At 68.5% G+C, this 22915-nt stretch carries 20 protein-coding genes and 2 pseudogenes; 11 read left to right on the top strand and 11 right to left on the bottom strand.

Annotation, left to right across the window (positions count from 1 at the left end):
* Nucleotides 1–604: 604 nt before the first annotated feature.
* The 4 genes from AV521_RS45345 to AV521_RS45325 all read right to left on the bottom strand — a co-directional run bounded on the left by AV521_RS45345 (nucleotide 605) and on the right by AV521_RS45325 (nucleotide 3635).
* Nucleotides 605–799, bottom strand: a complete 195-nt coding sequence (locus AV521_RS45345; RefSeq protein WP_076097814.1) for a hypothetical protein — start codon at nucleotides 797–799, stop codon at nucleotides 605–607.
* Nucleotides 800–1034: 235 nt separating this feature from the next.
* On the bottom strand, nucleotides 1035–1448 hold the full coding sequence (locus AV521_RS45340; protein ID WP_143658769.1) for a hypothetical protein: 414 nt from the start codon (nucleotides 1446–1448) through the stop codon (nucleotides 1035–1037).
* Nucleotides 1449–2150: 702 nt separating this feature from the next.
* Complete coding sequence (locus AV521_RS45330; RefSeq protein ID WP_076097811.1) at nucleotides 2151–3242, bottom strand: SEC-C metal-binding domain-containing protein; 1092 nt, start codon at nucleotides 3240–3242, stop codon at nucleotides 2151–2153.
* 54 nt (nucleotides 3243–3296) lie between these two features.
* Nucleotides 3297–3635, bottom strand: a complete 339-nt coding sequence (locus AV521_RS45325; RefSeq protein WP_079249748.1) for a single-stranded DNA-binding protein — start codon at nucleotides 3633–3635, stop codon at nucleotides 3297–3299.
* 1027 nt (nucleotides 3636–4662) lie between these two features.
* Here AV521_RS45325 and AV521_RS45315 point away from each other — a divergent pair.
* Nucleotides 4663–5061, top strand: a complete 399-nt coding sequence (locus AV521_RS45315; RefSeq protein WP_076097809.1) for a hypothetical protein — start codon at nucleotides 4663–4665, stop codon at nucleotides 5059–5061.
* 135 nt (nucleotides 5062–5196) lie between these two features.
* Here the strand turns inward: AV521_RS45315 and AV521_RS45310 are convergent, their stop codons facing one another.
* Nucleotides 5197–5526 (bottom strand): hypothetical protein, encoded by a 330-nt coding sequence (locus tag AV521_RS45310; protein WP_076097808.1) that lies wholly within the window; start codon nucleotides 5524–5526, stop codon nucleotides 5197–5199.
* Between the two features lie 473 nt (nucleotides 5527–5999).
* Between AV521_RS45310 and AV521_RS45305 the strand changes: the two genes are divergently transcribed.
* Nucleotides 6000–6455 carry a hypothetical protein gene (locus AV521_RS45305; RefSeq protein WP_076097807.1) on the top strand — a complete coding sequence of 152 codons (456 nt, stop codon included), beginning with the start codon at nucleotides 6000–6002 and terminating at the stop codon, nucleotides 6453–6455.
* A 219-nt stretch (nucleotides 6456–6674) separates the two neighbouring features.
* Here AV521_RS45305 and AV521_RS45300 read toward each other — a convergent pair.
* Nucleotides 6675–7074: pseudogene (locus AV521_RS45300) on the bottom strand (lytic polysaccharide monooxygenase); the annotation flags it as partial.
* Between the two features lie 187 nt (nucleotides 7075–7261).
* Here AV521_RS45300 and AV521_RS45295 point away from each other — a divergent pair.
* Nucleotides 7262–8104: a serine protease gene (locus tag AV521_RS45295; protein ID WP_076097806.1), complete on the top strand. Its 843-nt coding sequence runs from the start codon at nucleotides 7262–7264 to the stop codon at nucleotides 8102–8104.
* Between the two features lie 1300 nt (nucleotides 8105–9404).
* Here AV521_RS45295 and AV521_RS45285 read toward each other — a convergent pair.
* Complete coding sequence (locus tag AV521_RS45285) at nucleotides 9405–9803, bottom strand: helix-turn-helix domain-containing protein (protein WP_076097804.1); 399 nt, start codon at nucleotides 9801–9803, stop codon at nucleotides 9405–9407.
* 74 nt (nucleotides 9804–9877) lie between these two features.
* Here AV521_RS45285 and AV521_RS45280 point away from each other — a divergent pair, with 74 nt between their 5' ends.
* Nucleotides 9878–10567, top strand: a complete 690-nt coding sequence (locus AV521_RS45280) for an NADPH-dependent F420 reductase (RefSeq protein WP_076097803.1) — start codon at nucleotides 9878–9880, stop codon at nucleotides 10565–10567.
* A 591-nt stretch (nucleotides 10568–11158) separates the two neighbouring features.
* Here AV521_RS45280 and AV521_RS45275 read toward each other — a convergent pair.
* Complete coding sequence (locus tag AV521_RS45275; RefSeq protein WP_256726003.1) at nucleotides 11159–11557, bottom strand: DUF6234 family protein; 399 nt, start codon at nucleotides 11555–11557, stop codon at nucleotides 11159–11161.
* A gap of 742 nt (nucleotides 11558–12299) precedes the next feature.
* Between AV521_RS45275 and pcaH the strand changes: the two genes are divergently transcribed.
* The 4 genes and pseudogenes from pcaH to AV521_RS45255 form a co-directional block, all read left to right on the top strand.
* Nucleotides 12300–12974 (top strand): protocatechuate 3,4-dioxygenase subunit beta, encoded by a 675-nt coding sequence (gene pcaH, locus AV521_RS45270; protein WP_079249746.1) that lies wholly within the window; start codon nucleotides 12300–12302, stop codon nucleotides 12972–12974.
* A 2-nt stretch (nucleotides 12975–12976) separates the two neighbouring features.
* Nucleotides 12977–13540: a protocatechuate 3,4-dioxygenase subunit alpha gene (gene pcaG / locus AV521_RS45265; protein WP_076097800.1), complete on the top strand. Its 564-nt coding sequence runs from the start codon at nucleotides 12977–12979 to the stop codon at nucleotides 13538–13540.
* Between the two features lie 718 nt (nucleotides 13541–14258).
* A complete protein-coding gene (locus AV521_RS45260) occupies nucleotides 14259–15392 on the top strand; it encodes an MFS transporter (protein ID WP_179023883.1) in 1134 nt (377 codons plus the stop codon).
* A 365-nt stretch (nucleotides 15393–15757) separates the two neighbouring features.
* Nucleotides 15758–15925, top strand: a pseudogene (locus AV521_RS45255) (IS5/IS1182 family transposase); the annotation flags it as partial.
* A 214-nt stretch (nucleotides 15926–16139) separates the two neighbouring features.
* On the opposite strand, the gene AV521_RS45250 reads toward AV521_RS45255, so the two are convergent.
* Nucleotides 16140–16568, bottom strand: a complete 429-nt coding sequence (locus AV521_RS45250) for a VOC family protein (protein ID WP_076097817.1) — start codon at nucleotides 16566–16568, stop codon at nucleotides 16140–16142.
* Between the two features lie 241 nt (nucleotides 16569–16809).
* On the bottom strand, nucleotides 16810–18354 hold the full coding sequence (locus AV521_RS45245; RefSeq protein ID WP_305965230.1) for a helix-turn-helix domain-containing protein: 1545 nt from the start codon (nucleotides 18352–18354) through the stop codon (nucleotides 16810–16812).
* A gap of 339 nt (nucleotides 18355–18693) precedes the next feature.
* Between AV521_RS45245 and AV521_RS45240 the strand changes: the two genes are divergently transcribed.
* On the top strand, nucleotides 18694–19764 hold the full coding sequence (locus AV521_RS45240) for a hypothetical protein (protein ID WP_143658767.1): 1071 nt from the start codon (nucleotides 18694–18696) through the stop codon (nucleotides 19762–19764).
* A 986-nt stretch (nucleotides 19765–20750) separates the two neighbouring features.
* Nucleotides 20751–21068: a hypothetical protein gene (locus AV521_RS45230; RefSeq protein ID WP_256726002.1), complete on the top strand. Its 318-nt coding sequence runs from the start codon at nucleotides 20751–20753 to the stop codon at nucleotides 21066–21068.
* Nucleotides 21069–21198: 130 nt separating this feature from the next.
* Here the strand turns inward: AV521_RS45230 and AV521_RS45225 are convergent, their stop codons facing one another.
* Nucleotides 21199–22059, bottom strand: a complete 861-nt coding sequence (locus AV521_RS45225) for an alpha/beta fold hydrolase (RefSeq protein ID WP_256726004.1) — start codon at nucleotides 22057–22059, stop codon at nucleotides 21199–21201.
* A gap of 304 nt (nucleotides 22060–22363) precedes the next feature.
* Between AV521_RS45225 and AV521_RS49955 the strand changes: the two genes are divergently transcribed.
* On the top strand, nucleotides 22364–22507 hold the full coding sequence (locus AV521_RS49955) for a hypothetical protein (RefSeq protein ID WP_179023880.1): 144 nt from the start codon (nucleotides 22364–22366) through the stop codon (nucleotides 22505–22507).
* Nucleotides 22508–22915: the final 408 nt, after the last annotated feature.

The following is a 22915-nucleotide window of genomic DNA, read 5'->3' as shown; positions in this document are numbered from 1 at the left end:
ACCCACCTCCCCCCGGCGTTTCCCCCACCCCCGAACGGGTGAGAGGTCCGCGTCCGCCCGTGGCGCGCTCACCGGCGGCGCCGGAGCGGGCGGGCGGACCGCCACGGGTCGGCAGGCCATCGGTGCACCGCCGTGAACGGTGCCAGACCGTACCGGGGCCGACTGGACAGTCGCGTCCCGGCGGGCAGCCGACCCGGCGACTTCGTTTCCCCTCCCTCGGGCGGACCCGTCTCTGCGGCGTGGTGACGTGCATCGCGGTGACGACATACGACACCGACGTTGCGCACCGGATGCATTCAGTGTGGGGCACCGTGACCCCGGTGCGGCTCGCCAGGATGTCGGCGCGGCATGCTGCTCGTCCTGGCGGTGCGCATCACCGGCCTGCCACACACTCGGTGCACCGCCAGCAGCCTGTTGCACTCGCCAGCTGGCGTGCACGCGCAGCGTGGCGAATCGCTGCCTGGCGCGGTCGAGGTACACCAACTGCGCGGGAGTCAGCTTCAGCACCTCCAGTGGGTGCGCAGGGCCACGAGGTCGAGGCCAGGCCCGGCCGCAGTGGGCTGTCGCTTTGGGTAAACAGGAGCAGTTGCCCGGGCAGTGCGGCCTACTGGTGCTCGGCCGTGCCGTACAGGGGGTAGCCGGTGCGACGCGCGGTGCGCAGCCGGGCAGTCAGGGCGCAGGCTGCGATGACGCCCCGGTCGTAGCGCAACAGGGCGCGCGGGATGCCCCGCGCCCGACTCAAGGGGCGGGAGGGCACGGCCAGCTGCACTGGGCCGACGAAGGCCTCCAGGGCCAGCACGATTTCACCGGACCCGAGGCCTAGCCCGGCCTGACAGCCGCCGACACTCCTACACCCGCACCCCGCTGCCCACCATCGGCGGCGGCCGGCAGGTCATGGTCGGTGCCTTGCCCCGGAGGACTGCGACGACTACCTCGCCCGCCGGCTCTCCCGCGACTAACAGCCCCTCATCACCTACGACCTGTGCGCCGTGGTAACCCACCGTAGCCACGGCCTGCCGCTCTACCTCGACCTGTCAGCGATGCGTTTTCTCGAGATCCGCCGCACCGGACGCATCCCCACACCCGGGGACTTTGACCACGACTTCCCCGCTCAGATCTCCCGGACCCTCGCCGATCTGGCACCGGATGAGCGCCACGTCCTGCGTTGGGTCAGCCTCCTGGACGCCTTCGCCTTCCCCCTGGCCACCCGGGCCGCAGGCCCTCGCCCACGAGGCGCCAGCCATACGGCTGATCGTGCGCGCCTTCGTACGTGAAAACGCCTTCGGTCTGGCCGCTCCACCATCCGCGACGCCGACGACCAGGCCGACGACCGCTGGAGCCGCGCTGACTGGCAGCGCACCGCCGAACAGGCCTTCGCCGCTCTCGGTCAGCAGTGGCACGACGGCTGTGATCGCGACCGGCTCCTCATGGTCGGCTGCCTGCGCCAAGGTCTGCGTTTGGCCGGCGCCCACCGTTTGGGCCTCGGCTGGCTCACCGGCGCGGCCTGGGTTTACGTCAGGGACTCCGTCTGGGAGCCGATCGCCCCCACCCGGCACCAGCGACCGTCTGGACACGGCCGCCGACACCCTGGTCGAACTCCTCTGGACCCTCACCCGCCGCCAGTACGAACACCGCGCCCGCACGGTCGCCCGGCTGACCACCGTGCTCGACACTCGCCTCCTGTCCGCCGAACTCGAGGAGATGGCCCTTTACTACCGGGCCGAGACCTTCCGCGACACCGTACACAGCCAGGAATTGCGCCGCGGATAGCAGCAGGTCACCGACGGCTGGTATGGGATGCCCGTGTACGCCAAGGACGGCAAGGTCGTCTGCTTCTTCCAGTGCTCCGCGAAGTTCAAGGCCCCTGAGGCAGCATCCGGTAGCAGAACGCCACGAACTCACCCCGGTACAGTTCGAAGTCCAAAGGATCACCATGCTGCACCGGTCTTACGCCCCGCCCCCGAGAGGGGGCTTCAGCGGGATCCGCCAGTCTTCGGACAGTTACCACGCGGCGTCCTCCCAGGCCGATGACTACCTGTGCCCATTCGCGGCCACTTGACTCCCCCGTACATGGCCGCGGGCGGGGAAAGGAAGGGCTCTGTCGCGAGTTTGGTGAGAGACGTAAAGTCGACCTTGGCAGGGCGTGGATATCAGGTCAGGGCGGGGTTGCCGCAGCATTTCTTGTATTTGCGGGATGAGCCGCACCAGCAGGGGCTGTTACGGGGTGGGGGCCATGCCTGGGCCCGGCCCCGGGAGGCCAGGTCGGCGGCGTATTCGGCCCGGGTGTCGCCGTCCCGCGGGGAGAGGCCCTCTTCATCGGTGAACGCCTCGAAGTCGGCCACGCTGCCCTGGGCGATGCCCAGATGCGGCTCGCCTTCCTGGGACAGGTTGCGCAGGGTCTCTTCGACACGGCGGATGTGATCGTGGTGGTCGGTGCCGTAGTCCTCGGCGAATGCGGGCCAGCGGGTGAGGAGTTGGCTGAACTCGATCTCGGACCAGAACAGAGCGCAGGTCATGCGGGGGCGAGCCAGGGCCGCTCGCCGTGCAGCAACCTCCACGGCGAGTTTCTCGAACTCGGCTTGCAGGGCTTCCGCATCGCCGCTCTCGGCGGCCCGCAGGCGGTCCGGGTCGTGCAGGTCGTCCAGTGTGCCGGGACCGCGAAGCAGTGTCGGCCGGTGTTCGTGCAGCTTGTCGGCGAGGTTGTCGAGGTCGTCGTGTGGTTCGCCGAGGCGGCGCCTGACCCGGTGGCGGCCGATGACGAGCATCTCGATGCCGCTGGGGTCGGTGCTGTTGTCGACAGCGCTGCGGGTGAGGGGGGTAATGGCGCCGAAGAGACGAGTGAGGCCGGCGGTGAACCAGTCCGCGGCGTCGTGGAGTTCACCGGCTGTCTCAAGGGCTTCGGCGACGAAGTTCCAGGCCCCTGGGTCGGCGGGGTGCTGGCGGCGTAGAAGGCCGGCCGCCTGGCGGGCCTCGTCAGCGCGTCCGGCGTCCCACAGGGTGCTGATCCGGTATGCCTCGATCAGGTGCGGTTCCTCGCAGCCGGTGTCCAGCAGTTGCTGGTAGAGCGCGAGCGCACGGTCGTACTCCTCGGCATCATTCCAGCTGCCCGCAGCCTCGACGAGGATCTCCTCGCGGTCTTCCGGATACTCCCGAGCCAGCGCCTCCAGCTCTTCTGCCTGTGTGGCGTATGTCCGCTCGGCGGGGGCGTGTCGTTGCGGCGTTCGGCGGCGCTTGCGGGACATACGACCACACTACCGGCGCGGGGCCGCCGGTTTCGGGCGGCGGGGGAAGGATGGTCAGAACGGGTGGGGCTCGGCGGGGGCCGGGGCCGGGGGCGACTGCGCCCGATCCGGCGCGCTCCCGCCCTGGGCCAGCGTGCCTGCACGGTAGGTCTTGGTGACAGCGGCGCACGCGTAGGCGAGGGAGACGGCGACGTCCTCGGCGTCGATCTCCATGGTGGCGCGGCGCCGGCCTTCCTTGTCGTCGAAGGTGCGCTGCCTCAGCTTGCCGGTGACGGTGATCCTCATGCCGCGGGTGAGCGGCTGTGCGGCATTTTCGCCAGCCGGTCGCCACAGCGAGCAGCGCAGGAACAGCGGTTCCCCGCCCACGAACTCAATGCGGTCGCGGTCGAACATCCTGGGCAAGAGGCGACGGTGAATCCGGCCATGCTCGACGGCGGCCTGGAGGCGGCCGACGCGACGCGCGCCGCGCAGGAGGCTGGGCTCGAGATCCCAGACAAGCAGCCGGACGGCCGGGGAGCTCGTGGCTTCCGGCCCGGCTGGGAGCCTGGCTGGCCCGCCGCAACGGCCCGCCGCGACGGCCCGCCGCTGGAACAACACCCAATGCTGAGCCCGCGCCAACGACGGCGCCGTCGAGCTGTAGTTCCGCCCCGGGACAGCCGCTCTGCTTGCCGGCTTCGTCGGCTGCCCCGGGCGCCAGCGGTGCCTCAAGCGAGCCATCTGCCGCTAGCTTTTCAAGATCCTTGAACGCCCTAGCCAAGGCAGCGGGACGAATCTCGAGGATCTTCATGCGGCAGCTTGACTCGATATAGCAGCCTCGAAGGGCGCGGACGCTCGCTCTCGTGCCCCAATGAGCCGACGCTGATGACCGGTGCGGGTGATCCGGATGACAGGGCGCGCCCGACATGCCGGACCGTGTGTTACCTATGCCCGATGGCACGGTCGGCCGGTTCACAGCGGGCGCCGAGACCAGGCTCTTGGAGGCGCATGGCGGTACACGACCTGACACACTGCTGCCTTGTCGTTGAGCAGCTCGACGGGGAGAAGACCCTGATCGGGGTGACCTCCAACGAGGGCGACAAGCTGGAAGGTAGCGCGCCCCTCGCGAAGGTGGCCACGCCCAGCGCCCCTGGATGGGTGAACCATACCAAGGGTTCACCGCCTCCCGCAGAACAGCGTAGGGAAGTTGGTCGGAGGCAGTGCCTCTGACCTGGGACGACTGGGTTGGCTGTCAAACAGGCCATCTCGGTATGTGCAGGGTGAGGCAGCGCGGTGCTCATCCGACACCAGTTACGAGGTAGTGACAATCGGGAGCCAACTTCTCAGCGAGCCAACTGCTCTTCTTCGGTGAAAGTACGTCAATTAGGTGGCATTGAGCCCTAGTTGGCGAAATCAGGACGAAGAAATCCAAGGAGACCCGAGCATGAAGCTTGGTATGAAGAGGCTCGCGGTAGTCGCCGCACTGGGTGTGACCTCAGCGGCGCTGGCGGTATCCCCGGCGTTCGCGAAAAGCGACATCTCGATTCAGGCCACCCCCCACACCGCGCATGCCGGCCACGTGGTGAAGGTACGGGGTCAGGGTGGCGACGACGCCGAGCAGTACACCATGCTCGTCATACAGGAGCGGTCCGGCAAACCCGGCCACTGGGGCCACTGGCACGCCGTCACGCGGAGCTTCAACGGCGCTGCGCGCGCAAACGTCAAGGTCACGCACACAGGCGAGCTGCAGTTCCGTTCAGTGCTGTACTCGACCGATAAGCACCACCATCACCCGAAGACGGACCGCACCTCCACGCCAGTGGCCGTCCACGTCGTCCGCTAGCCGACGCAAGAGCACCGCACGCTCATCGACCGCCTTCCCAGGAACTACACGGCCGTTCCGGGGAAGGCGGCACCGCTACCCGCCCGTCTACGCCGTCCTCACTGGCTCGGTGAAGAGCATCCGCGTACCGGCCTGCTAGGCCTCGTTCACGAGTTCCTTGACCAGCTCACGCAACGGCCCTCGGCGTCTGTGGGCGCCGCGACGCTCCAGGGTCTCCAGGAGCTTTCGTGCACGCCCGGCTCCCTTCGCGGCGCGTTCGCATTCTTGCGTGGCCCGACGCGCAGCTGCCGCGCCCTGCTGCTGCTTCGCGTAAGCCGTCAGCAGAGCCAGCCCGCACCAGAACGTGTCGCGCTGGTGGCGGCTGAAGGGATCCAGCTCGATCGCTTCCAGCGGCAGCATCAGCGGCTCCTTCGAGTCCGCGCCGCCCAGGACCGACGTCTGAATCTGCTGCCTGTCACCACGCATGTAACCCCACCTTTCGTCCCAACGCATCGTGCCGCTCCCGGCGTTGGTCTCACAGACGATCGACGTGCTCAAGCCGTCGTGCGCAGCGGGACAGGCTCGGCAGCAACAGCCGACGTGTCGGCCTGTCGAGCGGCACGCTCTGCCCGGGCCCGCCGCAGCGCCAGAGTCCGGGTAGCCTCGGATTCGCGGCGACGCTGGACGCGGGCCACCTCCATCGGGGCTGGCTGGTCGCCCGAGGACGCATCCGGCTCCGGGGACGCCCGCCGGGCAGCGCTGAGGCACGGGAGTCGGGTGGGAGCAGCTGGTCTGCTACCCGACACTCGGTTCCGGGGATCCCGCTACGCCTCTCCCCCTATGCGGGTGAATTGGCCTGGAATCGTGCAACTGGCCGGGCGCGTGGACGGTCTAGGCGGACACAGCCTCTTCTGCCCCGCTCGAAACTGCCCCGCTCGAAACTCGAAGGGACACCGCTCATGTCCTCCAGCCGTCGTCTGCTCAGCGTCCTCGTATCTGCTGCCGCTCTCCTCGCCACCGCGGCCGTGCCCGCTGCCGCCTCCGGCGCCGCCCCCTCACGCGCCGCCGTCGGTCCCGCTGCGCGCAGGACTCCGGTCCTGGTCGACTGCCTGCGCCACGACCGGGTCACGCCACACGAGTACATGCTGGCGTGCGGAGACGGCAACAACGGTCTGCGCGGGCTGCGTTGGGCTGACTGGACCGCTCATGTCGCACACGGCGTGGGCAGGCAGATCGCCAACGACTGCGTACCGGACTGCGCCCAGGGCCACTTCCACACGTTCTGGGTGGGTGTGGAGGTGTACCGGCCGGTGCACCGGGCCGGAAAGGCGCCGTACTTCTCCCGGCTGAAGGTCGTTTACCTCGACCGACGCCCGGCCGGCTCCGGCCCGTCGCAGACCTACCCACTGGGCTAACGCGGAGCGTACCCCGACGCCGTCCGCCAAGCACGCTACTGCGGCAACCGCCCGTACCTGGGGGCCAGCAGTGGTAAGGGTCGGAGACGTGCCGCAGGACCGGCTCATGACTGACCATGACGCGGCCACGCCAGGAGGCGTGGCGCGCGTCTCATCTGATGCACAGCAGCCGACTGCCACACAGCGTCATCGGCGGCGCCCTGTGAGAGCCTTAAAGTCCTTATGACGGTCGTAGCCGTCGTTGTTGACGAAGTAGGCGAAGTCTGTGGTGGCGTGCCGGGCGGTGACGGTCCAAGTGAAGTCGTAGGTCTGTCCGCCGATGAGCTTGGTGGCGGGCCACTGCCCGCCCCGTGGGACATCGAGCTGCGCGAACCGGCTGCTCCCGCCACTGCATATGGCGCCGTCCGACGGCCCCGCCTCCCGGAACGCCTTCGGCCCTTCCACGCTCTGCGGTTCGTACTGGACGTCCCCGCAGTCACTCACGGCCCCTTCGGCCACACAGTGCCTGCCGACTGGGCGGCTGACTGCTGTACCCATGCCTGCTCGCACTACCGGTAGCCAGCACGGAGGCTCCAAGCACACCAAGTCCGGCAATCACCCCACCGCGCTTTCCGCGCACGGCGCAACTCCTTTGAAAGACGTAGGGGGTCAGGGGTGGCGTGAGCGCCCAGCGATTGGCCCGGACCAATACGCACGATGGGTCTGACGGGCGGTCATGTTCATAGGGGTTCTCTTCCCGGGCCCGCCATCCGACAATGTGCATGCCAAAAACCGGAAACACTCCGGTACGGAGAGGATCCCCCCACATGAACAGACCTTCTCTCATCGCCGCTTTGTCGGCAGGATGTCTCGCCGTCGTCACGCTGTTCGGCGTGACCGCCGCACCGGCCGTGGCCGCGGCAAAGCCCGCGGACGCACAGGTCAGCTTCGCCGGGACCGTGGCGTTGGACGACTGCTCCGGGTCCGTCATACGGACCCCCGCCGCGACCGATGACGACCCGGCGATGGTCATGACCAACGGTCACTGCCTGGAGAGCGGAATGCCCACCGCAGGACAGGTCATCACCGACCAGCCGTCCAGCCGGACGTTCACGCTGCTGGACGCAGGCGGCAACCAGGCCGGCACGCTACAGGCCACCAAGGTGCTGTACGCGACGATGACCGACACCGACGTCACGCTGTACCAACTGAGCAGCACCTACGCCCAGATCCGCCAGCAGTACCAGATCGACGCGCTGCCGCTGGCCACCACGCACCCGGTGCAAGGGGACAACATCGAGGTGGTCTCCGGGTACTGGCAGTCCACCTACTCCTGCGCGATAGACGGCTTCGCCTACGAGGTGAGGGAGGCCGACTGGACCTGGAAGGACTCCGTCCGTTACACCCCGGACTGCCATGTGATCGGCGGTACTTCGGGCTCACCGGTCATAGACACCTCGACCGGCCAGGTGGTGGCAGTCAACAACACCACCAACGAGAACGGCGAGCAGTGCACCCTGGACAACCCCTGTGAGGTGGACCAGAACGGCAACGTCACCATCCACCAGGGCATCGGCTACGCCGAGGAGACGTACCTGATCGCCCCCTGCGTGTCCTCTGGCAACCAGATAGACCTCACCCTGCCGAACTGTGCCCTCCCGAAGCCGTGAACGTGCGCGGAACGCCCTGGTGCCGCGGCGCCAGGGCGTTCCCTTCAACGTAGGCCCTCGGAGGAGATATCTGAGAGACGGGACGTCGTAACCAACGGCATGGAGAACGACCAGCAACTCGGCTCCGCCGGCCTGGTGGTGACGAGACATAGCCAGGAAGCCGCAGACTACGACGCTGTCACCGACTGTTAACGCCGCGGACGCAGACTGAGTCGATCACGGAACGTGACCAGTACACTTCGCCTCAGTCGGACAGCACGACCGGGGACCATATGCCGAACCACTGCTCGGCACCACCCCACCAACAGCACGGAGCACGACACCCCCACCACAGCCACCCGACACCGATGCCCCCGCATCCTTCCCAAGGAGAGCCAGCACTGGGTATCGGGCACGCATCTCGCCCACCACCTGTCCGGTTCTCCCACCATCCGCGAGCCCGACAAATGCGACGCCATCGGGTGGTTCGACCTGGACGGGCTCCCCGAACCGCTCTCTGAGATCACCCGCCTCAACCTGGAGGCCTACGAACGCATTGGACCTGACGGCCACCGATGACGCGCGTCGGTGCCTTCCCAGGTGGCTCAGCCATCCGGATGCCGGGGCAAGGCGGGCCGTCGCCCACTCCATGACCGGCGACAACCAGCCGGCCCTGGTCCCTGGCGAGCGCTCCCAGCCCAACCGCAAGCCGTCCACCAACTGCTGCTCACCGAGGACTGGCTCACAGCAGTGCGCTCCGCCGCGTACGCGACCATCGCCAAGCGGGCCTCGGCTCTCCTACCGGTCCGCCTTTCCAGCGGCGGCGAGCTCCACCACGAGGCTCGCTCCGCCGGCATCACGAACGCCTTACACGGCGCCGTCCCGGGCATCGTGGCAGCGCCCTGCACCACCTGCGGCCACTGCTGCCCGGCCTCACCGACGAGTAACGGGCGCGGGGCGACGCTCGCCGACAGCTCCGCCCGGTAGGCGCTGTCGTCGTCGAACGCGTCGTACACGTCCAGGAGCGCGGGCCGGTGGCCTCAAGGGCGCCGAAGGTGTGAGCCGGGCGTCGAGGGCGCCGTCCCGCAGCTTCCCCGAGGCTCTTGTCCTCGGCTGTGGACCCGGCCCCAAAAGGACGGGGCCGCAGCCGAGAGGTGATCAGGTTCCGCCGGTGCCCGAGCGCACTGTCTTGGGTCACGACGTCGCGGCTTGGCCAATGCCGACAGTCCGTCGCCCGCGGATCCGCTGGGAGATTCGCGACGGCATCCACCAAGCCTTCCTCACCCTGGGATGTGCACTCATCTGCTGGCGACACCTGCGCTCACGCTGTTGACCCGTTTATCTCACGAGTAGGAGGAGCCTGCGGGGCGGAAGTGCTCGCTGCTTCCTGGGCAGCCATAACCTCATCGCCGTGCTCGAAGGCCCATGCACCAACGGCGTCGATGGGCGCCAGCAAGGTCCGGCCCAGAGCGGTGAGTTGGTATTCGATCCGCGATGGTGCGTCGGGGTGTGCCTGCCGGTCGATCAGTCCGTTGAACTGCAGCCGCCGCAGAGTCTCGGTGAGGACCTTCGAGCTGATGCCCCCGATCCGCTCCCGTAGTTCGACCGGGCGCCTGGGGCCGTCGCGCAGCGCCCAGAGCACCACGGCGTTCCAGGTGTTGGAGAGCAGGTCAAAGGCGAGGCGGGCGCGGCAGTCAGCGAGGAAGGCGTCGGTCGTCACTTACCAAATGGTGCCCGAACCACCTTCTAGCGTCGATGTGAACGGTCGAAGCAGGCACGGAGAGGGAACGCGTGATGAGAATCGGCATACTGGGAACGGGCAACATGGCCGACGCGCTCGCCACCCACTGGGTGCGGGCCGGGCACGAGGTGATCATCGGAGGACGGGACGCACCCAAGGCGGAGCAGCTCGCGACGCGCATCGGAGGCAGCGCGAAGCCTGCCAGTCTGCGCGCGGCGGCCGAGTCCGGTCAGGAGGTGGTGCTGGCCGCGCTGCCCTTCGGGGCAGGAGTAGACGTGGCACGGGACCTGCACGCGGCCTTGGTGGGCAAGGTGCTGCTCGACTGCTCGAACCCGGTCGGGCCGGGCTTCCGGCTGCTGACAGAGGGGGGTCCCTCAGCCGCGCAGCAACTTGCCGCGGCGGCACCGGGAGCCCACGTGGTCAAGGCTTTCAACCTCTGCCACGAGGACGTGTGGCGCATGCGGCCGCCCGTCTTCAACGGGCGGCCACTGGCCGTGCCCATCTGCGGGGACGACGAGACGGCCGTCGCGCGTGTACGCGAGTTGGTGCAGGACGTGGGCTGTGAACCCGTGGCTGGCGGCGGTCTCGAACGTGCGGGACTTCTGGAGGCGACCGCCGCGCTGTTCATCGCTCTGTGGGTCGGCGAGGGAGCAGATGCACAAGCAATCGCACCTCCGCTGGCCTACGCGGCCGGGCCGAGCCATCAGGACACGGAAGGCAGCACGGAGGCTTTTCGTTACTGAGCTCTTCGACCGCCCCTACCCCGTCCCGTACGAGCAGGAGTGGGCCATCGCTCCCGCCGAGCCCGTGCCCGGGTCGCCGTATGTGATCCACGTCTCCCACAAGATCCTTTCAGGCAACGGCCACGCCTGGCGTGCGTCACGCCGCGGGGCGCAAACTGAAATCGTGCCACCGAAGCCGGAGTTCGAGCAGACGTGGACCCTGGAGTACATCCGCCCCATGGACGCGGAGTAGCACGCGGTCAGGGTGAGCGGCCTGGGCGGACAGCCCCGGTCGCCCATCCGACAGATCAAGCGCAGAGGCTGCGCCCAGATCCAACGACCTACTGACCATTTCAGAATGAGGATCTGAATCCTCTCAAGCAGACGAGCTGCAGGCGAGTTGGATCAGACCCGAGATGGAGGTCGGCGCGTATCTCGTAGTGGGCTATTAGTCGTTCTAACTGATGGAGCCGGGCGAAGGTCGGCTCGACCGCCCAGCAGGTCTTGGAGCCGTGCGGAGCACGTCGTCACGCATGTTCGGCACGCAGGCGCAGCGGTCCCGCACTACGTTGGCAACAGGCGACAATGTGGCTCGATCCGCCCCTGGCGATCTCAGCAGTTCGCGCTGTAGCGGATGCATCCGGGTGGAGGGGTGTGGCTGTGGTCCCACTCGTGCTGCGCGGCCATCAGCGATCCGCCTGCCAGGAGGGCCACCAGCAGGTGTGCGGTCACCGTCCAGCGGGCACGGAAGACTGCCGCGAGAACTGCCAGGATGAGTACGGTGACCAGCAGCATCCGTACCCGCCCGATGTGCGCGAGGCTGGCCGCGTCGATCTGTGCCTGTTCACCTTGCGCGGCCCATACCTCCAGGCCGTAGCCGTACATCCAGTCCAGCACGAGCCACGCGGTCTCCAACAGGAACAGCGGGATCGCGAGGGCGAGGTCCACGCCCAGGCGTGTTCGGCGCGACCAGGGGCGCCGGCGTTCCGGGGCTGGAAGGGTGTCGGTCATGGGGGCAGGGTGCCGCGGCTGGTGGTGATGCGCATGAGTACCCGTACTCACTCTGGTCCGGCGGAGCGGCAGGTGGTGAGGGGCTTTCGTCAACTGATCGTCTCAGAACGAGATCCGTTGACGGCCTTGGCGGTTGGGCCGCATGGCAGCACAGTCTTGTGGGGGCCAGATGATCTTGTACCTGATGACCTGTGGGAGCGAGTGGCCCCGTTGCCCTGCCCCGTCCGCCGCGTCGTCGCTGTCCCGGCCGTCTGCCAGTGGAACTTTCCCTGATGCATTTCCCCAGACCAGGGAGGGTTCTGGGGCGCCGGGCACGGACACAGCGAGGGGCCTGCAGCTGTTGAGCAGCTGGACTGCGCGGGAGTTCGCCGCACCCGACGCTCCGCCCACGCGCTGAAGCCGCTTCGTGCCGCCTCGGCCTCGAAGGGCCGCAGCTACTCGCCGGACCCCTTGCCGACGCGCCTGACCGGACCCGCTCGGTACATCCAGGACACGACGAAATTCGTACAACTTCCTGCCGGGGCACTCCCCCGGCACAGCCGCCGAAACCAAGGGCCCGGCAGCGCTCTGAGTGGTGCCGCCGACCCCTGCCTGGGCCGCTCCACCCGCACGAGCAGCGCCACCGGTCAGCACGCTCGGGGGGCCACCTCGGTTCCTGGCCAGGTGGCGCGCCACGCATCCTTGCGGGGACCTGCCGGCCTCCGATCTGGTGAAGGCCCGTCCACGGTGTATCGGAGGGCCTATGACCGAGTCGGTAATCGAAACATCCTCGCCCGGCGTGGCAGCGCGCCTGCCCCGCCGAGCGCTGGTGTGCGTACGGGACCCGGAAGCGGCGGAGCTATGGGGTCCGGTCTTCGGGGACCAAGACGTCGACGCGCTCGACGCAGACCTCACCCGGCAGTACCCGGGCCGGCCGCACGGCGAGTGCATCACCGTCGCCGGACGCGTCACTGACCGACAGGGGATCCCGGTACGCCGGCAGCTGGTGGAAATCTGGCAAGCCAACGCCTCCGGCCGATACGCCCACCAAGCCGACCACGGCCCAGGCCCCCTGGACCCACACTTCACCGGTGTGGGCCGCTGCCTGACGGACGACCAGGGACAATACCGGTTCACCACGGTCAAGCCCGGCGCCTATCCCTGGCGTAAGGACTTCAACGCTTGGCGGCCTGCGCACATCCACTTCTCGCTGTTCGGCACCGCCTTCACCCAACGCGCGGTGACGCAGATGTACTTCCCCGGTGATCCGCTGCTGGCGCACGACCCGTTCTTCCAAGCCGTCACGGATGCCAGAGCCCGTGCGCGTCTGGTCGCCACGTACGACCACGAGCTGTCCGTGCCGGGCCGGACGCTGGGTTACCGGTGGGACATCGTCCTCGACGGCCCCGCCGCGACGCGGAGGGAGACCAACTGGTGAGCATGCCACCGCCCACACTCGTGGCCACACCTCCGCAAACCATCGGACCCTACTTCGGCCACGCCCTGCCCTTCGCCGGCGGAGCCGACATCGCGCCCGACGGCCACCCGGACACCGTCACCGTCCACGGGCACCTCTATGACGGCGAAGGCGCCCCGGTTCCCGACGGACTGCTGGAGATATGGCAGCCCGCACCCGACGGCACACGCACGGGAGCGCCCGGTTCACGGCGACGAGGACCCGCCGCTGGTCATAGTGGATTCACCGGCTTCGGACGGGTCGCCACCGACGCCCGGGGGCGGTGGGCGGTCCGCACCCTTCCGCCGGGCGGCGTCGGGTACCTCTCGCTGTGCCTCTTCGCCCGAGGACTGCCCAACCATCTCCGGACCCGCCTCTACGTGCCGCCGGTTCAGGACGACGGCACCGCGGATCCCCTCTTGTCCTCCCTTCCACCCGACCGCCGCCGAACCATGATCGCCGTGGCGACCGGCCCGCACAGCTGCCGCTTCGACATCCATCTCCAAGGGCCCGAAGAAACCGTCTTCCTCGAATTCGACCACCCATGAACCCGACTTCATGAACCCGACTTGAACCCCACACACCACGCTCAGCTCCGCCGACCGGCGATCTCGGCGAGCCCGCGGCTGCGTGGGAGCCATGGTCACCGACCAGGACCGCGCATACGACCCGCTGCGGAGTTCGGCAGGGAGGGGCGCCCCACGCCCTGGGGGCAGGCGTTCCCCGAGTACGGGCGAATCGCGAAGACCGAGCACCTGCTACGCGGGTCGACCCGGTCGACGACACCTACGGGCGGCAGAGCGCGGGTATGCGCGTCGGTGGGAGCGAGTCTATGTCGGGCATGCGCGCTGGCAACTGGACGCGGACCCCGACCAGCCGCTGGAGCATAGCGTGTCCGCCAAGTGCGGGAAGAACCGGCGCGTACGGAACAGCCGTAACTGATCTCCACCCTGCAGCGGGCGGTCCGGATTTCGATCCGGGCTGCCCGCTTGCATGCGGAATCGACTTGATGAACGTTGGTTTCGCAAGTAGTCAATTGATCGACGAGTAGTCAACTGGTAGACGGGACGCTCGCTAGTGGCGCGGTGTCTGCCGGGGATGGAGTACAGGAGCGGCGAATTTCGGTTGCCGTGGGACCGGTGAGCCCGGTGAGGTATGTGCATGGGCGGTGCCGCGGAGCAGGAGCAACGGGCGAGGCCGGGAACAGGCCGCGCGAGTGCCGGGCAACCGGTTCCATGGCGCAGGCTGGCGGTGCTCCTGGCGCTGATGCTGGCCGCCCTCACCTTCAACACGGCGGAGAACCTGCCGATCGGCCTGTTGGGGCTCATATCCGTGAGCCTTCGGGTGTCCCTGCCAGCGGTGGGTCTCCTGGTCACCGGTTACGGCGTGACGGTGGCCGTCGCGTCCGTGCCGCTCGCCCACTCGGTGCGGGCCGTACCCCGGCGTCATGTGCTGATGGGCCTGCTCGCCGCGCTCGTGGTGTCCAGTCTGCTCGCGGCGCTGGCGACCTCCTACTGGCTCCTCCTCGCCACACGGCTGCTGACCGCGCTCGCCCAGGCATTGTTCTGGGCCGTGATGGGGCCGGTCGCGGTGGGCCTGTTCCCGCCCGAGGCCCGCGGACGCGTGGTCGGGGCGCTGTCCGTCGCCGGTTCCCTCGCCCTTGTACTCGGTGTTCCCGCCGGGACCTGGCTGGGCCGGCAGAGCGACTGGCGGGTGCCCGTCGCCCTGCTGGCAGTTCTGGGGCTCATGTCCTTCGTGACGATCGCCGTTCTACTGCCGGCCTCGCGTCCGGAAGGAGAGCCCGCCGCGTACGGCATCTGTCCTGACGCCCGCCGGTTCGCCACCGTACTGGCGGCCGGGACCCTGTCGGCCACGGGGGCGTTTGCGGGCTACACCTACCTCGTGAAGTTCCTGGGCGACGTGAGCGGATTCTCTCCGGGCGCCGTCAACGCCCTGTTCGTGGCATTCGGTGTCGCGTGTCTGGCCGGAGTGAGCATCACCGGGGCGCTGCTGGACCGCTGCCCGCGCGCCGCGCTGACCACTGCCGTAGCCACCCAAGGGGTGGGCATGCTCGGCCTGTACACCACCGGCGCCAACCGCGTGGCGGCGGTGCTGTTCCTGGTGCTGATGGGTGGTGCGCTCGGTCCGGTGTTCATGACCACCCAGAACGAGATGCTGCACTGCGCACCGGGCCGTACGGACATCGCACTCGCGGCGAACTCCGGCACATACAACGCCGGTATCGCGGCGGGCGCCGCGCTCGGGGGATTGGTTCTGGCGCTCGCCGGGGTGCGCGGCACGTTCCTCGCCGGAGGGCTGATGACCGTCGGTGCCTGCGCCGTGCTTCTCGGCGGGCGACTGCTGCCTGGGAGCATCGCCACAAAGCGACGCCCACGGTAGAGGCGTGGTGTGGGGCCTGCAGCGGCAGCGCAAGGACGGCCCTGCCCGTGCGGTCCCCGGGTGAGCGGTTCGTCGCCCGGCTCAAGCAGCCGCGGAGCTTCAGCGCCAGGCGAGGAGCCCGGCCGCGAGTTCACGCCAGTCAGGCTCCTGTCGGCGGGCTGGGAACATGTACCCCAGATGATTGCCGCCAGGCGGGGCGCGGTGTTGGTGAAGGGATCGCGTCCCCGGGTCCACCTTGGGCCTCCGCCCGACGGCACGGTGAGTGGTGCCGGTCTGACCTGAGCGATCACAGTCCCGCAGGGGCGGCAGGCTTCCACGTCACACGGCAGGCGCGTGCACTGACGTGCTCGGGCTCAGCGCTGGGCTATCAGATCCACCTGGTGAGTGACGGCGGATGCCGCCCGCTGTCCATACTGATCGCTCCCGGACAGTGGTGAGATGCGCCGCAGTCGATCCCCGTCCTGGACCGTATCCGTGTCCCACGTCCAGCGGGCGGGCACCCGCGAACCCGCCCTGACCATCTGTGCGGCGACCCGACCCGATGGTTCACGAAGGTGCGCGGGCACACCTGCTCCTCGGGCCTACGTGGTCGTGCCGGAGGTGTTGCCCATGAAGGGCCGGTAGCCGCCTTCGCCGTCGGACACGCGATTGCCGACCCTGATGAGCCTTCGCTGAGCCGAGCCAGTCAACGAGTCAGTGCAGTCAACTGACCAGGCACGGCAGGCTCGCTGACCCATCGGACACCCCCTAGTCGATGCAGAACTCGTTGCCCTCGATGTCCAGCATCGGGATGCACGAATCATTGCCGTCATACAGCGTCCGCACGTGTACCGCCCCGAGCGGGACCAGCCGTGCGCACTCGGCCTCAAGCGCGGCGAGGCGCTCTTCACCCACGAGTCCGGTGCCGACCCGCACGTCAAGATGCAGCCGGTTCTTGACGGCCTTCCCTTCGGGGACGCGCTGGAAATACAGTCGCGGACCCACGCCTGAAGGGTCAACGCAGGCAAACCATGCGTCCTGCTGCTCAGGTGGCTGCGAGCGCTTGAAATCGTCCCACGTGGCAAACCCCTCGGGTGGCGGCGGTACGACATACCCCAACACCTCGCACCAGAAGCGGGCGAGGCGCTCAGGTTCCGCGCAGTCGAAGGTGACTTGGAACTTCTTGATCGACATCACCGAGCCACCGTATTGGCGCATGCTCTTCAGCGAAACCCCATGGTGCCATCGCCGCGCAGGGCGGCGCCTTTCGTCAGTCGTCTTCCTGACGGGGCGCGACAGTTACACCACCACACGGGACATGACCGGGCTGCGACGAGTGACTTCGCTGAGAAGCTGCTTCTGAACCCAAATGGTCAGGTCAGCGCTGGGAGCCGCCCTGGGCCTGCACGACGTGCCCGCACGGCCGCAGGTAGCGTCATCATGCGCTCCCGGAGAGGCCGGCAAAGTGGCGCGGCACTTCGCTTGGCTCGGCCAGGTTGAGGGCGCGTAGTGCGAGCCACTGGTCATGGACGGCGCTGGGAGACCGTAGAAGCGAGCGTCTGAGCAGTGCTTCGCTACGTGTCAGGCGCTTGCGCACGGCGGATGTCGAGATGGACAGCGCCGTCGCGGTGGGGCCGATGCGTGCGTCGAGGCGCAGCCAGGTGGTGAGGGTCTCCGCGATGCATGCCGGGACGTCGGGCTCAGTGACAGGACGGAACTGTTGTTGGGCCCACACCCCGACGCGGGGCAGCAACAGGAGCTCGTCCAAGTTGGGCAACGGCTCCCCCGCCCCTGCGGCATCGCCCTCTGGTGGGGGCGGGAACCCCGCGGCGATGGTGCGCAGAGCGAGTGCCAGTGCGGCTTGGCCGGCGAGCCGATGCAGGTCCAAGCCGAGCAGTTCTTGTATGCATGTCAGGCGCGCGCTCAGGGTGTTGCGGTGAATATTCAGGTGGGACGTCGCACGGGAGGAGAAGCTGAGCCATGACGCGGCGGTGGCCAGCAGTTCCGCGCTGTCGGGGTCCTGCGCCCGCCTGGTTCGGTGGGTACGGATCGGTAAGAGGAAGGCCTCGGCCCAGGCCGCCGCAGCAGGCCCGATGGTCAGTGCCAGGTCGGGGCTGGCCGCGAACGAGGCCTGCCGTTCGGGGCGGCCACGTGCGGCGGCGAGGGCGTGGAAGGCCTGGGCGTAGCCGGTGGCGGTCTCCCGCAGGGGCACGGCGCTGCTCTCTCCGATCACGCAGGCGGCCGCCAGCTCGGGTGGCCAGACCGGTGCCGGGGCGTCGTCACCGGGCGCAAGCATGAAAAGGTGGTCGGCGTACACCGGGCACGGCACGATCCACGCGCCGTCGGCCACATCGTTCAGTTCCCTGACCAGTTGGCCGCGAACTCTCGGCGGACCCTCGATGACGTACACCCGCACCATCGATGGCAGAGCCGGGCGCAGCGCCCCCGCGATCTGGCGCGCCGCGGACGTATGGCCGTTCAGCAGCAAATGCAGGACTGCTTCGCGCGTCCCGGCTTCGGCGATCCTCAGCCGACGCTGCTTCCGCCGGGTGTGTTCCGCCAGCCAGCTCAGACTCAGCACGGATGTGGCATCCGCAAGCAGGAGCGGCAGTTCAGGTGGTGCCGGCCGGGACACAACGGCAGCGAGAAGGGGCGCGGCGGCACCCCGCGATCCGTCGAGGGGAAGGACGATGCAGGTGAGCCCGTCCTGGTCGATGGCAACGGACCCCAGCCGCCGCTCAGCTAACTCTCGCGCACCGCGCAGCGCGAGACCACGCTCGGCGTCGCCGAGGGCAGCGTGGGGAGGGTGGGCCGGAGTACCCGCAGAGTTCATCAGAAAGACGGTGGCGCTGGTGCGGCCCGCCAGCCAGCGAAGCACCGGCTTGGTGCCGCCCTTGCGGGCGGCACGCTGCATATCCAGCACGTCGTCGGCCCGTCGAATCCGTCCGACAGCCGCCGTGTTCGCACGCAGATCACCGTGCATGTCGCCCCCGAGAGACTCACAAGTCGGTTCGGTCGCAGAGTAGGCAGGTGCTGGCAGGGGCACAACAAGGCTCGCTGTGCAGACCGACACCGGAGGGACCGCTTCACAGTGCAAACAGGTCCTTCGCGCCGCCCGCAGCCGTCATAGATTCCGGTCTGCCCGACACCGGGGAGGCACCCCGGAGGCACCCCACCGCGGCGGCCCGAGCCGAGATCCTCGCGTTCCGGACCGAACGACTGAGCCTTCCCGGCACCCAGAAACACTGGACCGGCCGCTGAGGAGAGAACGCCCACTCCGCGCGCCTCACACCACACATGCATACACACCACCACGGGGGCCATGTTGAAGTTGAAATTGAACGCGTCCGGGCGGCGCTTCGCCGTCGCCGCTGGTGCTGCGATAACGGCAGGCCTCGCCGTCCTCGGCGTCCTGGCCGCTCCGGCATCCGCGTCGGCTTCCGCCGTCTCGCCTGCCCGGGCATCCGAGCAGCTTCTCGCCTCGTCCAACGCCGTCAAGGTCGTCGGGGTGAAGGCCGCCGCGCAAGGGCTGCGCCTGGCGTTCGAGCACCGCAACCGGGACGGATCGGTCACCTCACGCTGGACCGCCAAGAACGGCGCCGGGTTCACCTACGCGGGGACACCCGGTGTCACCGTGCACCTGCACAACGGGAACACCGCCCACGGTGGCTACGGGGCCATGACCGTCACGTTCCCCAAGACCGACAAGAAGGCCGGCTCTGGGGCCGACCTCATTCGCGCCTACCGGGCCGCAGGCCGGTCCACCTACACCGACGCACTCAACGCGGGCATCCCCCAGGCATCCGCCAACGCACAACTGGGCAAGTACCGGACCGTCAAGGGTGTCGTCCCCCACGACATCAGCGGCAGCTACTACCAGTCCGGCTGCCTGCAGCCGTCCCGCCTCTACTACGTATACGGGGTGTGGGGTTGCTTCACCCGCAAGCTGATCCAGACCAACGGCAGCGATTGGTACGTCGGGGACGACCTCGTCGCCACTGAAAACCCCGGGGTCTTCTATCCCAACACGCTCTACATCCTCATGTGGTACGGGTCCGGCAACACCGTCGTCAACTACACCCCCGCGCCGGGGTCGACCGGATGCCACGACGCCACCTGGAGTGGCAGCCTCAGCTACAGGGGCGCCAGCCTCGGCTACAGCGAAACCAACAAGGTGTGCAGCGGCAGCACCGCCGTCATCCACGACAGCTCCCACTGGGGCCTTGACTGGATCGACAACGCTCCGTACTGGTCAGCACCGCCGCAGGAGTCGATCGAGGAGATCGGCGTCGTTCACAGTCCCCCATGGGCGAGCATCGGCAACAGCGACCTCGAACTCGCCTGGGGCCCCGGAGGCAGCCAGTCGGTGGCCTGCCACACCCCCAACTGCTAACCACCCGTCGCTGACGTCAGCCCCGCACCCGGCCACTCGTGGGTGCGGGGGCCGCCCGTTGAATCCGGCTCAGAAGACGTCTTTGAACCTCCCGCAAGACCGTGTCGTCAGCGTCGGAGGGCCTTGACGACACGGTCCCTCCCCAGGATGGGTGCGTCCTCGCATCCATTGGGCGTGACGAGGTAGGTACCGGCCCACTTGCGGGTTTAGCCCGTCGGGTCGTCCTGGCCGGGGTAGGTGCGGCGGTGCGGCCGTACGACGGCCGGGGCAGGGGTCGCCAGGGTACCCGGCGCAACCTCGCACGGACAGCCGCTGCCCCTGCGCGAGCCCCTTCCGTGCGTGACGCGGGCCGCCAGATCAAGGGTCTGGCCGCCCAGCCGGAGTGAAGTCCATGGCCTCGGCTATGGGAGGAGCACCGACGGGCGGCCGGTGAATTGAGGAGTCCCAGAGGTGTTCCGGCGGCCGCTCTTGCTTCGTACGGTGGCGCACATGGGAGGGGGACGGGGTGCCCCGGCTGCGGCTGGTCGTGACCGCGGAGCAGGACGCCGGGCCGCGGTTGTGTCGGAGGTGCGGTGGTCCGCTGATGCCGTCGGTGGAGTCGACGGCGGTGTTGTGCTCTTCGGTCTGTCGTGCGCGGCACTGGTACCGGCTGCGGCGGACGCGGGCTCAGACCGAGGCGGTGAAGGCGGCCCGCACGGCGAACTGCCTGGAGTGCGGCATGGGTTGGACGGTCAGGGTGGAACATCCCGCCTCGACACGGTACCGCTCTCCCCGTTGTCGCAACCGAGCCTGTCACCGGCGGCGCACGCAGCCGGGCGGGGTGTAAGACCGCGCGCCCCGATACTGCAGGGCCGTTTAACGCGCCGAGCCCGTGAGCCCTGGCCCTGGACCCATTCCAGGGCCGCCGGATGGTGCCAAGTAACTGGGTATCAGCGACGAGTTGACGGTATGAAGGGTGCCGCGCCGGGCCCGTGGGGTGGATGCAGATGTCCGCGATGGTCGGCAGTGTGACCCGGGACCGCTACGACGAGCTGGTCAAGCTAGAGCGGGACTGGGTCTTGACGATGAGCAGCGTCCAGTGGCGCCTCGGCGACGCGGCCATGGAGATCGAGCCGATGCGTTCGTATGGGGGTGTGAATCCGTCCGGGAAGGACGACCTGTTCACGGTCAGCGAGGCCATTCGGATGTTCGCCGAAGACGTCGGCCTGGCCCATACGACGCCTGCCCCAGAACATGATCAGGCAGCAGACTCATCCTCATGGCCTTCGTCGTGGTCATGTGTGCACCTTGGTCGGAGCACATGATCGGACGAAGGCCGCCTCAGCACCCGGAGAATACCCAGGTGAGCGGCCTGGTTCGAGGCCGATTTCGACACCGGACCCTCCACGGTGCCGACAGCCGGGCCTGAGGTCAGCCGGTAAACCGGCCGAAACCCTATGCGCCCACCGTGCCTTGCACGAATCGCCGAAGGTGCGCACGCACGGCGTCGGGCTGCTCCAACCAGGGTTCGTGCCCGGCGCCCTCGATCCGCGTCAGCGGAAGATCGAGCCGGAGCGCTAGTGATTCAAGAGCCCACACAGGGCGGGGATCGTCGGCCCCACCGAGTAGCTCCGTTCGCGCGGGCAGGCACGCGCGCAGCTCGGCGAGATGCTCATCGAGCGGGTCCGCGCGTCTTTCCCTGCCAAGTTCAGCGTTCATAGCCCAGTTGACAGGGCGACGCCGCCGGGCGCCCTGCGCGGCCCAGTGCCATCCGCGTTCGGGGTCAGCGTGGTCGGTGAACCAGGTCAGCGTGAGCAACTCGACTTCCTCTTCCTCCGTGCGGTCCGGCACCTCCTCCAATGCGTGGAGCCGCTCCTGCTGTGCTGTGGACATGCGGCGACCACGCTCCGCTCGGTCCCCGGAACGCCAATCACCGACGAACGGCCCGCACATCAGCAGCATCGCGGCAACTCGGCCAGGGTGCGTCAGGCAGAACCGGCTCGCCAGGTCGGTTCCATAGGAATGCCCAATCAGCACGGCCTTGGGCACGTCCCATGCGTCGAGCAGCTCGGCGAGATCGTCGACATGCCGGGCAAGGGAATGGCACCCCCACCACGGCGATCGGCCCGTGCCGCGCTGGTCGTACCGGTACACGGGCGCAAGATCCGCGACCATGGCGGCGACATCGCCCAGGTAGTCCGGCAGACCCGGACCGCCATGGAGCATGACCACGGCCGGCAGCCCGGTCCTGTCTCCCAGCGCCATCCAGCGCAACTGGGCCTCGTCCGTCATCGACACGAGGCCCTGCGTCTCCATCGAGGTCACCGCGGAGAACCTACCGGTCTCACTGAGGCGCTGCCAAAGGTTATGGAACAAGCTGAGCAGCTGTTCCCCCACCCCCACACCGCGCTACTCCGCGGGCCCGGGCGCACAGGCGCGCGCCTCCCCACACGGGCGGGTTTCCGCAAGAGCCGCATCAGGTCCCGGCTGAGCCTGGCCGAGGCCGACCGCCGGCTCGGCCCCGGTTCGGTGCGCCCCTTTCGCCAGAACTCGGCCCGGGTCACTGAGGCCGACGGCCCTGGGTGGCGGACATGGCACAGGACGTGGCCAGGAAGCCGCAGTGAGCCATGACCCGCCGGACGGCCTGAAGATCCGCTTCGGTCAGGCCGGCCACCAGGAAGCGCTCGCGCCGGCGCCGGGTGTTGTGGACCTGGAGCGCGGTGCCCGGGGAGCCATGGCGCCACCGATGGGGTCTCCGGCGTGATGCCCGATGTCCGTCAGCCCACACCGCGCCCTGGCCGAGGCCGCGTGCCGATCCCAGACCAGGTCGACGCCGACACACTCAAGAACGCGCAGTCTCTCCGTCAGATCCGCACGTAGCAGACGTCAACGGCACGCTGCCACCCTCGATTGACTGAACGACACCGGTCGCGAGCCCATCCAACCAACCGGCAAAAACCCCGCGGCTCGGTGCCAGGCCCGGCCGCCGCGTGCCTGCGGTCGACCAGCACTTTCCGCCACTCTGCGATCTCCTGCCAGGCCGTCTTCGGCAGGGCCGGTCGATTAACACAGTCAACTCATGGATTTCGCAGCGACACGCGGTCGGCATGGGGTGAGCGAGCGTCAGTAGATCATCCGGACGGACTAATAGTCATTCAATACGCCTTTTTCT

The organism is Streptomyces sp. IMTB 2501, assembly GCF_001953885.1.
Taxonomy (GTDB): domain Bacteria; phylum Actinomycetota; class Actinomycetes; order Streptomycetales; family Streptomycetaceae; genus Streptomyces.
This window is presented reverse-complemented; position numbering and strand designations above follow the sequence as displayed.